This window comes from Citrobacter sp. Cb028 (assembly GCF_030336705.1).
Lineage (GTDB): Bacteria > Pseudomonadota > Gammaproteobacteria > Enterobacterales > Enterobacteriaceae > Citrobacter > Citrobacter braakii.
In genome coordinates this window covers 84,716-99,736 of the sequence record NZ_JAOWCZ010000031.1, presented here as the reverse complement: position 1 = coordinate 99,736, position 15,021 = coordinate 84,716, and the positions used below count along the sequence as shown (strand labels likewise).

General features: G+C 52.4%; 15 protein-coding genes, 1 tRNA gene and 1 pseudogene. 5 read left to right on the top strand and 12 right to left on the bottom strand.

Annotated features, from left to right (window positions below; all coding sequences use genetic code 11):
* Positions 1-54 precede the first annotated feature (54 nt).
* A tRNA-Gly gene (locus OGV75_RS08015) sits at positions 55-128 on the bottom strand.
* 79 nt (positions 129-207) lie between these two features.
* A complete protein-coding gene (gene actS / locus OGV75_RS08010; RefSeq protein ID WP_046274955.1) occupies positions 208-966 on the bottom strand; it encodes an amidase activator ActS in 759 nt (252 codons plus the stop codon).
* A 166-nt stretch (positions 967-1,132) separates the two neighbouring features.
* On the opposite strand from actS, the gene idi reads away from it, so the two are divergent.
* Positions 1,133-1,681, top strand: coding sequence for an isopentenyl-diphosphate Delta-isomerase (idi, locus tag OGV75_RS08005; protein WP_047357819.1), 549 nt, complete (start codon positions 1,133-1,135; stop codon positions 1,679-1,681).
* An 85-nt stretch (positions 1,682-1,766) separates the two neighbouring features.
* Here idi and lysS read toward each other — a convergent pair whose 3' ends face one another.
* The 5 genes from lysS to xerD form a co-directional block, all read right to left on the bottom strand.
* On the bottom strand, positions 1,767-3,284 hold the full coding sequence (gene lysS / locus OGV75_RS08000; RefSeq protein WP_005123357.1) for a lysine--tRNA ligase: 1,518 nt from the start codon (positions 3,282-3,284) through the stop codon (positions 1,767-1,769).
* A gap of 9 nt (positions 3,285-3,293) precedes the next feature.
* A protein-coding gene (gene prfB, locus OGV75_RS07995; RefSeq protein WP_100250065.1) for a peptide chain release factor 2 occupies positions 3,294-4,392 on the bottom strand; the annotation gives its coding sequence in 2 pieces (ribosomal slippage) (positions 3,294-4,316 and positions 4,318-4,392; 1,098 coding nt in all).
* A gap of 217 nt (positions 4,393-4,609) precedes the next feature.
* Positions 4,610-6,343, bottom strand: coding sequence for a single-stranded-DNA-specific exonuclease RecJ (gene recJ, locus OGV75_RS07990; protein WP_016157413.1), 1,734 nt, complete (start codon positions 6,341-6,343; stop codon positions 4,610-4,612).
* 5 nt (positions 6,344-6,348) lie between these two features.
* A complete protein-coding gene (dsbC, locus tag OGV75_RS07985) occupies positions 6,349-7,062 on the bottom strand; it encodes a bifunctional protein-disulfide isomerase/oxidoreductase DsbC (RefSeq protein WP_016154345.1) in 714 nt (237 codons plus the stop codon).
* Between the two features lie 23 nt (positions 7,063-7,085).
* On the bottom strand, positions 7,086-7,982 hold the full coding sequence (gene xerD, locus OGV75_RS07980) for a site-specific tyrosine recombinase XerD (protein WP_046274931.1): 897 nt from the start codon (positions 7,980-7,982) through the stop codon (positions 7,086-7,088).
* A gap of 113 nt (positions 7,983-8,095) precedes the next feature.
* Between xerD and fldB the strand changes: the two genes are divergently transcribed.
* Complete coding sequence (gene fldB / locus OGV75_RS07975; protein WP_016154347.1) at positions 8,096-8,617, top strand: flavodoxin FldB; 522 nt, start codon at positions 8,096-8,098, stop codon at positions 8,615-8,617.
* Positions 8,618-8,717: 100 nt separating this feature from the next.
* Here the strand turns inward: fldB and OGV75_RS07970 are convergent, their stop codons facing one another.
* A complete protein-coding gene (locus OGV75_RS07970) occupies positions 8,718-9,125 on the bottom strand; it encodes a protein YgfX (RefSeq protein ID WP_016154348.1) in 408 nt (135 codons plus the stop codon).
* Entirely contained in the window at positions 9,106-9,372 is a 267-nt protein-coding gene (gene sdhE / locus OGV75_RS07965; protein WP_016154349.1) for an FAD assembly factor SdhE, read from the bottom strand. Before sdhE ends, OGV75_RS07970 begins: the two co-directional genes overlap by 20 nt.
* A 257-nt stretch (positions 9,373-9,629) precedes the next feature.
* Between sdhE and ygfZ the strand changes: the two genes are divergently transcribed.
* Positions 9,630-10,610, top strand: coding sequence for a tRNA-modifying protein YgfZ (gene ygfZ, locus OGV75_RS07960; protein WP_213239308.1), 981 nt, complete (start codon positions 9,630-9,632; stop codon positions 10,608-10,610).
* Positions 10,611-10,689: 79 nt separating this feature from the next.
* Here the strand turns inward: ygfZ and trhA are convergent, their stop codons facing one another.
* Entirely contained in the window at positions 10,690-11,349 is a 660-nt protein-coding gene (gene trhA / locus OGV75_RS07955) for a PAQR family membrane homeostasis protein TrhA (protein ID WP_016154351.1), read from the bottom strand.
* 163 nt (positions 11,350-11,512) lie between these two features.
* Positions 11,513-11,824, bottom strand: a complete 312-nt coding sequence (gene yqfB, locus OGV75_RS07950; protein ID WP_016154352.1) for a N(4)-acetylcytidine aminohydrolase — start codon at positions 11,822-11,824, stop codon at positions 11,513-11,515.
* Positions 11,825-11,876: 52 nt separating this feature from the next.
* Between yqfB and OGV75_RS07945 the strand changes: the two genes are divergently transcribed.
* On the top strand, positions 11,877-12,605 hold the full coding sequence (locus OGV75_RS07945; protein ID WP_008785744.1) for a MurR/RpiR family transcriptional regulator: 729 nt from the start codon (positions 11,877-11,879) through the stop codon (positions 12,603-12,605).
* 120 nt (positions 12,606-12,725) lie between these two features.
* Complete coding sequence (bglA, locus tag OGV75_RS07940; RefSeq protein ID WP_286480520.1) at positions 12,726-14,159, top strand: 6-phospho-beta-glucosidase BglA; 1,434 nt, start codon at positions 12,726-12,728, stop codon at positions 14,157-14,159.
* Between the two features lie 94 nt (positions 14,160-14,253).
* Here the strand turns inward: bglA and OGV75_RS07935 are convergent.
* A pseudogene (locus OGV75_RS07935) lies at positions 14,254-14,998 on the bottom strand (SDR family oxidoreductase).
* Between the last annotated feature and the right edge of the window lie 23 nt (positions 14,999-15,021).

Sequence of the window (15,021 nt, the reverse complement as noted above, 5' to 3'; positions counted from 1 at the left end):
CTTTAAGCCGTATCCCTTAGGATTCAGTAAGTTATTGAACTTTAAGAAGTGTTATGGAGCGGGCGAAGGGAATCGAACCCTCGTATAGAGCTTGGGAAGCTCTCGTTCTACCATTGAACTACGCCCGCATTGGAGTGCGTAAGGGATTATAAACCTTACGCTCTTCTTGGCAAGGGACTAACTGACTGATTGGCGATTAATTCACCGTCAGCATTTTGGCTTACTGCCCTTTGGTGGCAAATAACGAAGCGGATCGATAGCCGTCGCCCGATAGCGGATCTGGAAATGCAGCCGCACCGTGGTCGCATCCGAGCTGCCCATCGTCGCGATTTTCTGCCCGGCTTTCACGTTTTGACCGTTGTTCACCAACATGGTGTCATTATGCGCATACGCAGTGATGTAGTCCTCACTGTGCTTAATCATAATGAGATTACCGTAACCCCGTAGCTGATTACCGACATAAACCACCTTCCCGGCTCCGGCGGCATAAATCGGCGTACCGCGCGCAGCTGAGATATCAATGCCTTTATTGCCGCCGTCCGCGGTTGAATAAGGCAGAATCACTTTACCGCTGGCAGGCCACTGCCAGCAACGCTGTCCGACCGGTGGCCAGGAGGACTGCGGTACGGACGAAGATGGTCTGACCGCCGCCGTTTTGGTTGAGGATTTCGTCGTTGTTTTGCCAGAGCCTGAACTGGTTTTCGCGCCGCCGCTGACCTTCAGCTTTTGCCCCACTTCAATGGTATAGGGCGGTGAAATATTATTCAGGCGTGCAAGCTCTTTTACGCTGGTCCCGGTGGCGCGCGAAATACGGTATAGCGTATCTCCCCGCTTCACGGTATACACGGAGCCGGAATAACTTCCTGTATCAGACGACTTGCTCCCGGAACAGCCTGCTAACAGCAGACCGACACACAGCAGCATCGCGATACTCAGGCCATTTTTCTTCAGGCGTCCTGCACTCAAAACAATACCTCGCAACATTTTCAGACGCTTTATCATAGCAGCCAGAAACCGGATGCCAAATCATATCGCGCAACGAAGCGTCGACTCTGGCATTTCACACCCTCTGTTAATCATTCTGACTTAATAGAGCATATAATGTGAATGCTTAAGATTGATGGTGGACGCTATGCGACAGGAACATGTCATTTTATTGAATGAGCAGGGCCAGCCCTGTGGAACACTGGAAAAGTATGCGGCGCATACCGCCACAACCCCCCTGCACTCTGCTTTCTCATGCTGGATATTTAACGAGCAGGGTCAACTGCTGGTCACCCGCCGTTCGCTGCACAAAAAAGCCTGGCCAGGCGTCTGGACCAACTCTGTCTGCGGTCACCCGCAATTGGGTGAAAGCACCGAAGCCGCTATTATCCGCCGGGCTTGCTTCGAGCTGGGTGCAGATATCGACTCGCTCAGCCCCGTGTATGCTGATTTTCGTTATTGCGCCACGGATCCGAGTGGAATAGTGGAAAACGAAGTATGCCCGGTTTATGCCGCACATATCGTCAGTGAGCTACAGCTAAACCCAGATGAAGTGATGGATTCCCAGTGGAGCAATCTTGAGGATGTTTTAAGCGGGATTGACGCGACGCCGTGGGCTTTTAGCCCGTGGATGGTAATGCAGGTTTCTGACGTTAAGGCGCGAGAGTTACTGCGCAAGTTTGCCAACGGGAATTGATTGCCTGACGGGGCTACGCCCATCAAGCCTACATAACGCATCGTAGGCCTGATAAGGCATCAGCCGCCATCCGGCATTTCACATCTTACTTAACCGGGCGCATTGCCGGGAACAGGATTACGTCGCGGATAGTATGGCTGTTTGTGAACAGCATAACCATACGGTCGATACCAATGCCCAGGCCCGCAGTCGGCGGCAGACCGTGTTCCAGAGCGGTAACATAGTCTTCGTCGTAGAACATCGCTTCGTCGTCACCTGCATCTTTGGCGTTAACCTGATCCTGGAAACGCTGCGCCTGATCTTCTGCATCGTTCAGCTCGCTGAAGCCGTTACCGATTTCACGTCCGCCAATGAAGAATTCGAAGCGATCGGTGATTTCCGGATTTTCATCATTACGACGCGCCAGCGGAGAAACTTCTGCCGGGTACTCGGTAATGAAGGTCGGTTGAATCAGGTGCGCTTCTGCAACTTCTTCAAAGATTTCGGTCACGATACGACCCAGACCCCAGCTCTTCTCAACTTTGATGCCGATAGATTCCGCAATCGCTTTTGCAGAATCGAAGTTATCCAGATCGGCCATGTTGGTTTCCGGACGGTATTTCTGAATCGCTTCGCGCATCGTCAGTTTTTCGAACGGCTTACCAAAGTCAAAGACTTCTTCGCCGTAAGGCACTTCAGTCGTTCCCAGAACGTTCTGCGCCAGCGTACGGAACAGCGATTCGGTCAGTTCGATCAGATCTTTGTAGTCCGCATAAGCCATGTAGAGTTCCATCATGGTGAACTCTGGATTATGGCGAACAGAGATGCCTTCGTTACGGAAGTTACGGTTAATTTCGAATACGCGTTCGAAGCCGCCAACCACCAGGCGCTTGAGGTACAGTTCCGGTGCGATACGCAGGTACATGTCCAGATCCAGCGCGTTATGATGGGTGATAAACGGACGCGCTGCCGCCCCGCCAGGGATCACCTGCATCATTGGGGTTTCGACTTCCATAAAGCCACGACCAACCATGAACTGGCGGATACCAGCCATAATCTGTGAACGCACTTTAAAGGTATTGCGTGATTCATCGTTAGAGATGAGGTCCAGGTAGCGTTGACGATAGCGCGCTTCCTGATCCTGCAGACCGTGGAATTTATCCGGCAATGGGCGCAACGCTTTCGTCAGCAGACGCAGCTCGGTGCAGTGGATAGACAGCTCACCGGTCTTGGTCTTGAACAACTTACCTTTCGCGCCGAGGATATCGCCCAGATCCCATTTTTTGAACTGCTCGTTGTAGACGCCTTCCGGCAGATCGTCGCGAGCAACGTACAGCTGAATACGGCCGCCAACATCCTGCAGCGTAACGAATGATGCTTTACCCATAATACGGCGGGTCATCATGCGGCCAGCAACGGATACCTCAATGTTCAGCGCTTCCAGCTCTTCGTTTTCTTTCGCGTCGAAGTCAGCATGCAGTTGGTCTGAGGTATGATCGCGACGGAAATCGTTCGGGAAGGGGATCCCCTGCTCGCGCAGGCTCGCCAGCTTCTCACGGCGCGTTTTCAGTTCATTGTTAAGGTCGGCTACCGCGTCAGCGCCCTGTACGTGTTGTTCAGACATGTTGGTTCCTCATAACCCTGCTTTCAAACTTGCTTCGATAAATTGATCCAGGCTGCCATCCAGCACCGCCTGCGTGTTGCGGGTTTCAACCCCAGTACGCAGATCTTTGATGCGGGAGTCATCAAGGACATAAGAACGAATCTGGCTACCCCAGCCGATATCTGATTTAGTATCTTCCATCGCCTGTTTCTCGGCATTCTTCTTCTGCATTTCCAGTTCATAAAGCTTCGCTTTCATCTGCTTCATGGCCTGGTCTTTGTTCTTGTGCTGGGAACGGTCGTTCTGACACTGCGTCACAATCCCGGTCGGGATGTGGGTGATACGCACCGCAGATTCGGTACGGTTAACGTGCTGACCGCCCGCACCAGAAGCGCGATAAACGTCAATACGCAGGTCCGCCGGGTTGATATCGATATCAATATCATCGTCAACTTCCGGGTAGACAAACGCAGAGCTGAACGACGTATGGCGACGACCGCCGGAGTCGAACGGGCTTTTACGCACCAGGCGGTGTACACCGGTTTCGGTACGCAGCCAACCGTAAGCATACTCGCCAGCAATTCTGATGGTCACGGATTTAATACCCGCCACTTCACCTTCAGATTCTTCAATAATTTCTGTCTTAAAGCCGCGCGCTTCGGCCCAACGCAGGTACATACGCATCAGCATGCTTGCCCAGTCCTGTGCTTCCGTACCGCCTGAGCCAGCCTGAATATCGAGATAGCAATCTGCGCTATCATATTCACCGGAGAACATACGACGGAATTCCAGCTGGGCCAGCTTATCTTCCAGCGTATCAAGTTCTGCTACGGCTTCGTTAAATGTTTCTTCGTCGTCGGCTTCTACAGCCAGTTCCAGCAGGCCGGAGACATCTTCCAGGCCCTGGCTCATCTGATCAAGCGTATCAACGATGGCCTCAAGGGAGGAACGCTCTTTACCCAGCGCCTGCGCGCGTTCGGGTTCGTTCCATACGTCCGGCTGTTCCAGCTCGGCGTTTACTTCTTCCAGACGCTCTTTCTTGGCATCATAGTCAAAGATACCCCCTAAGAACGTTAGAGCGCTCCGTGAGGTCCTGAATGCGGTTATTTACCGGATTAATTTCAAACATTGTCTGATTTCTTTTATTGGACTAGTCAAAATGCGGTTATAAGAGCGGGATTGTAACTAATCCACACCCTTTTTTATAGCGAATATACACATCATCCTTCAAGCTGCCTCTTTGTTGGCTGCGCGATTTCGCCCCAGTCACGTACTACTCATACGCTCATGGAGACTCATCCACTTGCCGCCTCAATGCAGCTTGAATGATTTTGTGTAAAGTGACGCTAAAGTGGCCAGATATTATCGATTATAATCTGCAGGCTGCGGTTGCCGCGAAACTCATTAATATCCAGTTTGTAGGCAAGCTGAACTTCGCGAACACCGTTATCCGGCCAGCAGGTGGTATCAACGTTAAACGCAATACCGTCCAGCAACGGTCCACCACCGACGGGCTCCACCATCACCTTCAGATGACGCTCACCGACCAGACGCTGCTGGAGCAGACGGAAATGACCGTCAAACAGCGGTTCCGGGAACATTTGTCCCCACGGTCCGGCATCACGCAGCATTTGCGCGACCTCCATGGTCATCTCCGCCGCGCTCAGAGCACCGTCTGACACCACTTCGCCCTGCAGTAAGGCAGGGTCCAGCCACTCGGTTACCAGTTCACCGAAACGCTGCTGGAAACGCTCAAACTGCGCCTCTTCCAGCGACAAACCCGCCGCCATAGCGTGACCGCCAAACTTGAGGATCATACCTGGATGAAGAGTGTCCAGGCGCTCCAGCGCATCGCGCATGTGCAGCCCCTGAATCGAGCGCCCGGAGCCTTTCAGCGTACCGTCACCGGCCGGGGCAAACGCAATTACCGGACGGTGAAAGCGCTCTTTAATACGCGATGCCAGAATCCCCACCACTCCTTGATGCCACTCGGGATGGTACATCGCCAGACCGCCCGGTAGCGTATCGCTACTGCGTTCCAGCTTTTCACACAGAGTCAGCGCTTCCGCCTGCATACCCTGCTCGATCTCTTTACGCGTCTGGTTGAGTGCGTCCAGCTCATTGGCCAGCACGCGTGCTTCACCAATGTTGTCGCACAGCAACAGCGCCACACCAACGGACATATCGTCCAGACGCCCCGCTGCATTCAGCCGTGGCCCGAGGGCAAAACCTAAATCACTGGCAGCCAATTTGAGTGGGTCGCGATTGGAGATCTCCAGCAGCGCTTTTATACCAGGACGGCACTTTCCGGCACGAATACGGCTTAAGCCTTGCCACGTCAGAATGCGGTTATTGGCATCCAGCGGGACCACGTCGGCCACCGTGCCAAGCGCAACCAGATCGAGCAAATCCGCCAGGTTCGGCGGCGCAATTCCTCGTTCATCAAACCAGCCTTTGTCACGCAGGAAGGTGCGCAGCGCCAGCATCAGATAGAAGGCCACGCCAACGCCAGCCAGCGATTTAGACGGGAATTCACAATCGTGCAGGTTAGGATTGATGATCGCTTCAGCACCCGGCAGCGTGTCCCCAGGCAGATGGTGATCGGTCACAACGACCGGGATCCCCAGCGTTCTGGCATGTTCAACACCCGCGTGTGACGAGATGCCGTTGTCGACGGTGACAATCAACTGAGCGCCCCGGGCATGGGCCTGATCAACGACTTCCGGGCTTAAGCCATAACCGTCTTCAAAACGATTAGGCACCAGGTAGTCCACGTTACTGCAGCCCAACGCGCGCATCGCCAGAATGCTGAGCGCGGTGCTGGTCGCGCCATCGGCGTCAAAATCGCCGACCACGATGATTCGGGTTCCTTCGCGAAAAGCGTTATAGAGGATTTCAACCGCTTTTTCGACACCGTTCAAATGCTGCCACGGCAGCATGCCTTTCACACTACGCTCAAGCTCCTGCGCGCTGCGCACGCCGCGGCTGGCGTATAAACGGCGCAGCAATGGCGGCAAGTCGGCAGGTAGCTCGGCGGTCTCGTCGGCTTCACGCCGACGAAGTTGTATCTGTTGTTTCACGCGAATTATTTACCGCTGGTTTGTTTTGCATGTGCGTCGAGGAATTCTTTCATCTCTTTCGGGCCCTGATAGCCAGGCACTACATAGCCATTGCTCAGCACAATCGCCGGCGTACCGCTGACGCCAAACTGTACGCCCAGCGCGTAGTGGTTAGCGATGTCCACATTACAGGTCGCAGGCTTCACATCTTTGCCAGCCATGGCGTCGTCAAAGGCTTTGTTTTTGTCCTTCGCACACCAGATAGATTTCATATCCTGCTCGGCCTGGCTTTCCAGTCCCTGACGAGGGAAGGCCAGATAGCGTACGGTAATCCCTAACGCATTGTAGTCTTTCATCTCTTCATGCAGCTTGTGGCAGTAGCCACAGGTGATGTCGGTGAAAACGGTAATGACGTGTTTTTCCTGCGGCGCTTTGTAGACGATCATCTCGTTTTCCAGCGCGTTCAAATGCTTCATCAGCAGTTGATTGGTGACGTTTACCGGGCTTGCACCGCTCACGTCATACATCGGTCCCTGAATAATATGTTTACCGTCTTCGGTAACGTACAACACGCCGCTATTGGTCAGTACAGTTTTCATGCCCGCAACCGGAGCAGACTGAATCTCGGTACTCTGAACCCCCAGCTTCGCTAATGACTGGCGAATCGCCGCATCGTCTGCATGTACCATGCCGGAAAACGCCGTCGCCAGCAGGGTGAACATCATAAAACGTTTTTTCATAACCTATCCTTTCCTGTCAGCACTCACGCTCGCGGGTGATGCTGTTGATGTAGTTGCCGCAAGCGCTCCGTTGCGACATGAGTATAAATCTGCGTTGTCGAGAGGTCGCTATGCCCCAGTAGCATCTGCACCACGCGCAGATCAGCGCCATGGTTGAGCAGATGCGTGGCAAACGCATGCCGCAGGACGTGCGGGGACAGCTTTTCGCTGTCGATTCCAGCCAACACAGCATAGTGTTTGATACGATGCCAGAAGGTTTGACGAGTCATCTGTTGCGCCCGCTGGCTGGGAAACAGCACATCTATTGATACACCGTTGAGCAACCACGGACGCCCATGCTCCAGGTACGTTTCCAGCCAGTACACCGCCTCCTCACCTAACGGGACAAGGCGCTCTTTATTACCTTTACCGATCACCCGAACCACGCCCTGACGCAGGCTGACGTCACTCATCGTCAGCCCCACCAGTTCAGACACGCGCAGGCCTGTGGCATACAATACTTCCAGCATGGCTTTGTCGCGAAGTTCCAGCGGTTGTTCTATCAGCGGCGCCTGCAGAAGTCGTTCGACCTGTGCTTCGCTGAGATCTTTGGGCAGACGCTGCGGAAGTTTAGGTGATGCAAGCGAGGCGCTGGGGTCATCTTCGCGATATTTTTCACGGTACAGATGCTGAAAAAAACGCCGCATTGCACTGAGCAAGCGTGCGGAACTGGTGGCTTTATATCCCCCATCCATCCGCTCAGCCAGCAATGCTTGCAGGTCATCACTCTGCGCGGTCGCAAGCGAGGCGCCGCGGTGATGTAGCCATTCGACAAGCATGATCAGATCGCGACGATACGCACTTAGCGTGTTTTCCGCCAGATTTCGTTCCAGCCACAGGGCATCAAGAAACTGCTCGATGCGTGCCAGATCCTGTTCCACTCGCGCCCCTTATTTCACTCTCATTTTTGATGCATTATGCCTCATTGTGCCGAGAATGCGGCGATTCTGTTACACTACCCGCAACGCTACAGCAGAATTGAGATGTTTACGTCATGAACATGGGTCTTTTTTACGGTTCCAGCACCTGCTATACCGAAATGGCAGCAGAAAAAATCCGCGATATCCTGGGTCCCGAACTGGTGACACTGCACAACCTCAAAGATGATTCCCCGACCTTAATGGAGCAGTATGACGTGCTCATTTTGGGTATCCCGACCTGGGATTTCGGTGAAATCCAAGAGGACTGGGAAGCGGTCTGGGAGCAACTGGACGACCTCAACCTGGAAGGCAAAATTGTTGCGCTTTACGGTATGGGCGATCAGTTGGGATACGGTGAATGGTTCCTGGACGCGCTGGGTATGCTGCACGATAAACTGGTCACCAAAGGCGTAAAATTTGTTGGTTACTGGCCAACCGAAGGGTATGAATTTACCAGCGATAAGCCCGTCATTGCCGATGGACAGCTGTTTGTTGGCCTGGCGCTGGATGAAACAAACCAGTACGATCTCAGCGATGAACGCATTCAGGCCTGGTGCGAGCAAATCCTTGGTGAAATGGCCGAACACTGGTCCTGATAACCATTTTGCCGGATGTAGGCGTAAACGCCATATCCGGCCTACATGTCGCACCGAACCGTAGACCTTAACGCTGCACGCCATCAGGCATTCATCAGCATTATCCCTGCTTCGCCTGTTGCAGTATTAACCGCCGCAAATCCCGCCACTCCGCGTCATCCATACTGTCTGCCGCCAGCCACAAATGCTGACGTTTTCCGGCATCGGAACGTAAACGCAACATCATGCCTGTTTTGACCATCCAGGGTGCGCTAGCAATAGTCCACTCTTGCCCTTGCCAGCGCAGACGACCGTCCATCAACAGCCGAATCTCGCCCTGACAGGCATTGATTCGGCGCTGGCTACGGACGCTATCGAACACCACCAGAGAGAGCAGAACCAGCCATAATGGGGTGTAGCTCAATGGCCAGGGCATCAATAAAATAAATACCGCGACCAGCCCATGAATGAGCAACGAAAGCCATTGCGCGCGCCATGAAACGCGTAAATCAGATTGCCACTGGACCACGTTCCCGATTCCGTGTCTGGATAAGTCGCACCATCTGCTCTAGCTGAGCATCAGCCGGTTTCCCATGATTCATCAACCAGTTAAATAAGTCTGGATCATCACATTCTAGCAGACGGATAAAGATACGTTTTTCTTCATCACTTAAGCTGTCATATTCATGTTCGAAAAACGGCATGATCGAGATGTCCAGCTCACGCATACCGCGACGGCATGCCCAATGAATACGTGCTTTGTTGTTAATATCCATGTTCTTCTTCCTGTCTCGCGAAAACGAAGTATCCCGCTATTGTAACGTGTTTTTCCCTCATATTTACGGGAATATCAGCAAACGGAAGCGTGCTCGCTAAATAAAACCACATTAAGTTAAAGGATTCAGCATTTTTGGATGTCTCCTCGCAAAGCTTAATATATGGCACAAATAGCCTGTTTAAACCGCTTGCAATGGGCCATAGCTCTTTTACCATTAGTCATTATCACTGCGTTAAGCAAATCAGGACATTAATTATGGCTTTTATATCTTTTCCTCCTCGCCAGCCTTTCGCGTCAACGCGCTTGCCTCTGACGCTAATGACGCTCGATGAATGGGCGCTCGCCACCATCACCGGTGTCGACAGTGAGAAGTATATTCAGGGTCAGGTCACAGCAGATGTCAGCCAGATGACCGAGCATCAGCACGTGTTGGCAGCACATTGTGACGCCAAAGGTAAAATGTGGAGCAACCTGCGTCTGTTCCGCCAGGGTGACGGTTTTGCATGGCTTGAGCGCCGTAGTCTGCGCGATGCGCAGCTCACCGAACTGAAAAAATATGCGGTCTTCTCGAAGGTGGCGATTGCCCCGGACGACGAGCGCGTACTGCTGGGCGTCGCGGGATTCCAGGCGCGCGCAGCGCTGGCCAATCTCTTTAGCGAATTACCAAACAGCGATAAGCAGGTCATTACTGAAGGTTCTTCCACCATATTGTGGTTCGAACATCCCTCTGAGCGTTTCCTGCTGATCGTTGATATTGCAACGGCGGAAACCCTGGTAGAGAAGCTGCGCGGTGAAGCGGAGTTAAATAACAGCCAACAGTGGCTGGCGCTGGATATCGAAGCAGGTATTCCGGTGATTGATACTGCCAACAGCGCACAGTTTATTCCGCAAGCCACCAATCTGCAGGCTCTGGGCGGGATCAGCTTTAAAAAAGGCTGTTATACCGGTCAGGAAATGGTTGCTCGCGCAAAATTCCGCGGAGCCAACAAACGTGCCATGTGGACGCTGGCAGGTGCGGCCAGTCGGGTACCGGAAGCAGGTGAAGACCTGGAGCTGAAAATGGGTGAGAACTGGCGTCGTACCGGCACCGTACTCGCCGCGGTGCAACTGGCGGATGGACAGGTACTGGTGCAGGTTGTGATGAATAACGACATGGAAGCCGACAGCGTGTTCCGCGTTCGTGACGACGCGAAAACGCTGCATATCGTACCGCTGCCTTATTCGCTGGAAGAGTAAATCGCCGGGTGGTGACTTTATCTTACCGGGTCACGAGTTTTAAAGACCCGGTAAGCACAGCACCGCTGGGTAATAATAATTACGCCTGCCCCACGTACAGGTAGATCGCCAGGAAATGGCAAACGCTGCCACCCAGCACAAAGCCGTGCCAGATCGCATGGTTGTATGGAATGCGCTTACAGACGTAGAAAATAACGCCCAGCGAATACACCACACCACCAACTGCCAGCAACGTCACACCACCCACCGCCAGCTTAACCGCCAGTTGATACACCACAATCAGCGATAGCCAGCCCATCGCCAGGTAGGTTACCAGCGACAGGACCTTAAACCGGTGCGCAATGGTCAGTTTGAATAAAATACCGAGCAGCGCCAGGCTCCAGATAACAATCATCAGTCCACGTGCCAGCGGCGAATCCAGCCCCACCAGCAGAAATGGCGTGTAGGTCCCGGCAATCAGCAGATAAATCGCGCAGTGGTCGAACTTTTTCAGCCAGACTTTCGCTCTTTGATGGGGGATCGCGTGATATAAAGTTGAGGCAAGGAACAGCAGGATCATGCTGCCGCCATACAGGCTATAGCTGGTTATCGCCATGGCGCTGGCGTTGGTATCCACTGCCTGAACCAGCAACAATACCAGTCCGACAATCCCAAACACCAGCCCGATACCGTGACTGATGCTATTGGCTATTTCCTCTGCCAGCGAATATCCCTGCGCAATTAATGGCTTCTGAACCATATTTTACTCCCGAGAAACGAACACTATCGTGATTGCTCCTCTAGCGTAACTGAGAATAGTTCCAGTGAACACCTGTTAGCTAAAATATTTGCCAACTAAATAACAATCCATAAAAATCATGACATTATATTTTAATATTCAGCTAACAGGCGTACCGTTAAAATCAAAGACATTTAAAATCAATCACATAAAATTGTGTTTGATCCGGGTAAATCTCGGCAATCACGTGTTTAAGTTCTTCTAGCGTCATGTTTTCCTGGCGAGCATGTTTCTCCGTCAGCGTATCCAGCGTGACGGTTGAGGTGCCAACAACCTCAATCGTGCAGAAGTACCCCTCATCTTCGAAGCGCCCAACCCGTAGAATGTCACCGGCTTTGAAGTGTGATTCGGACTCGTCACGAATCGTAATGGTTTTGCGTCCGGCCAGAATGTCATCCTGGAAACGCTGAAAAAAAGTGATGTCATTTGGCTGCATGTTATTATTCCCTGTAGATGAAGTCTGATGAGTGAGTTTTGCCATTGTGAGTATGTTCTCCCACGCTGCCATCGCCAGTCTCAACAATCTTGAGATGCTGGTCTACAACTATGTCATCAAAAACCGTGACAAAGTCATGTACATGACCATTCGCGAACTGGCGGATGCCGTGGGCGTTTCCACCACCACCGTACTGCGCTTTTGCCGCAAGCTTAAGTGTGAAGGTTACTCAGAATTTCGCGTACGCTTCAAATTATATTTAGAGCAGAATGAACCGCAACAGGCTAATTTCGGTGCCAGCGAAATTATCAGCTTCTTTAAAGGCGTCAATAACGACGAGTTCGACAATTTACTCGATCAGGCTGTTGATATTATATTATCTTCCGAGCGTATTATATTCGTCGGGGCGGGAACATCCGGAGCTCTGGCAAAATATGGCGCTCGTTTTTTCTCAAACGTCGGAAAATTTAGTAACCACATCGATGACCCTTATTTCCCGGTAACTAATGATATGGCCAGAAACGCGCTGGCGATCGTGCTTTCCGTTTCTGGAGAAACCGAAGAGATCCTACGCTTTGCCAGCCAGTTCAGTCTGCATAACTGTAAGGTTCTGTCGGTCACCAGCCATGAACATTCGCGCCTCGCGAAACTTGCCGACTTTAATCTCTCCTGGCACGTTCCACAGACACGCATTGCCGGGGTATACGATATAACTACGCAGATCCCCGTTATTTATATTCTGGAATCACTCGGTCGCAAGCTGGCGAAAAGAATAGCGTAAAAAAACAATATGTTTTTTTGATGTAACAAATCACATTAACGCTATTTTGTTATATCGTGACATTTATCTTTCCTTTGTTAGACTCAAAATCAGATTGTATTAATTTGAGACTGAGCGCAGATGAAAAAACTTACCTTACCAAACGATTTTTTATGGGGCGGCGCGGTTGCGGCGCATCAGGTTGAAGGCGGCTGGAATAAAGGTGGCAAAGGACCCAGCATTTGCGACGTACTGACCGGGGGGGCACACGGCGTTCCGCGAGAAATTACTCAAGACGTCGTGCCAGGTAAGTACTACCCCAACCACGAAGCCGTCGATTTTTACGGTCATTACAAAGAAGACATTAAGCTGTTTGCCGAGATGGGCTTCAAATGCTTCCGTACGTCAATTGCCTGGACCCGTATCTTCCCTAAAGGGGACGAAACCCAGCCAAACGAAGAAGGGCTAAAATTCTACGACGACATGTTTGATGAACTGCTGAAGTACAATATCGAACCGGTCATCACCCTTTCCCACTTCGAAATGCCGCTACACCTGGTTCAACAGTACGGTAGCTGGACCAATCGTAAAGTCGTCGATTTCTTTGTCCGTTTTGCTGAAGTGGTCTTTGAGCGCTACAAGCACAAGGTCAAATACTGGATGACCTTCAACGAGATTAACAACCAGCGTAACTGGCGTGCACCGCTGTTTGGCTATTGCTGCTCCGGCGTGGTGTATACCGAGCATGAAAATCCGGAAGAGACTATGTACCAGGTGCTGCACAACCAGTTCGTGGCCAGCGCTCTGGCGGTGAAAGCCGCACGTCGCATCAACCCTGAAATGAAAGTCGGCTGCATGCTGGCAATGGTCCCGCTATACCCGTACTCCTGTAAGCCTGAAGATGTGATGTTCGCGCAGGAATCGATGCGTGAACGCTATGTATTCACCGACGTTCAACTGCGCGGCTACTATCCATCTTATGTACTGAACGAGTGGGAGCGCCGCGAATTCAATATTCGAATGGAAGCTGGCGATGAAAAAATCCTGCGTGAAGGTACATGCGACTATCTCGGGTTTAGTTACTACATGACCAACGCGGTAAAAGCGGAAGGCGGTAGCGGCGATGCCATTTCCGGTTTTGAGGGCAGCGTGCCGAACCCGCACGTCAAAGCATCCGACTGGGGCTGGCAGATTGATCCGGTCGGCCTGCGTTACGCCTTATGCGAACTGTACGAGCGTTATCAGAAGCCATTGTTTATCGTTGAAAACGGATTTGGCGCTTACGACAAAGTGGAAGAAGACGGCAGCATCCACGATGACTACCGCATCGACTATCTGCGCGCCCACGTCGAAGAGATGATGAAAGCGGTAACGTATGACGGCGTAGATCTGATGGGCTACACGCCGTGGGGCTGCATCGACTGCGTCTCGTTCACCACCGGCCAGTACAGCAAACGCTACGGTTTTATCTACGTGAACAAACACGACGACGGCACCGGCGATATGTCGCGATCGCGTAAGAAAAGTTTTGAGTGGTATAAAGCGGTGATTGCCAGCAACGGCGAGAATCTGTAATTTTTTGCCGGATGGCGCTGCGCTTATCCGGTTTACGGGAACTGAACCTGTAGACCAGAGCAGACATTTACGCCGCCATCCGGCAAGCAACGCATTACTTCCCGCCGGCCAGCTCCAAAAAACTGCCCGTGACGTAAGACGCCTTCTCACTCAGCAGCCAGGTTATCGCCTGCGCGACCTCTTCCGGCTGTCCGCCGCGCTGCATAGGCAACATGGATTTCACGCGATCCACCCTTCCCGGCTCACCGCCTGACGCATGCATTTCCGTGTAGATAAGACCGGGTCGCACGCAGTTCACGCGTATCCCCTGCGCCGCAACCTCCAACGCGAGGCCGGTGGTAAGCGTGTCCACCGCACCTTTTGAGGCTGCATAATCAACGTATTCGAACGGGGCGCCAAGCCGTGACGCCGCCGAAGAGACATTCACAATCGCCCCGCCCTGACCGCCGTGCTTAAACGACATACGCTTTACCGCTTCCCGACAACACAGAAAATAGCCGGTAACATTAGTCGCCAGGACGCGATTAATACGCTCAGCGGTTAGGCTTTCCTACCGTGCTCTGTTCAAACAAAATCCCGGCATTGTTCACCAGAGCAGTCAGCGGCTCACCCTCGCGGTCAATGGACTCAAACATCGCCCCGACCTGGCTTTCATCGCTGATATCTGCCCGCAGAGCAAACGCCTTTCCTCCCGCAGCGGCGATATTGTTCACCACCTCCGTTGCCGCACGAATATTGTGATGAAAGTTAACGGCGACCGTGTAACCCTCTAGCGCTAACTGCAGCGCGGTTGCCCGGCCAATACCGCGACTGCCCCCCGTAACCAGTGCTATAGCCATCACTATTCTCCCCAAAAATAAAG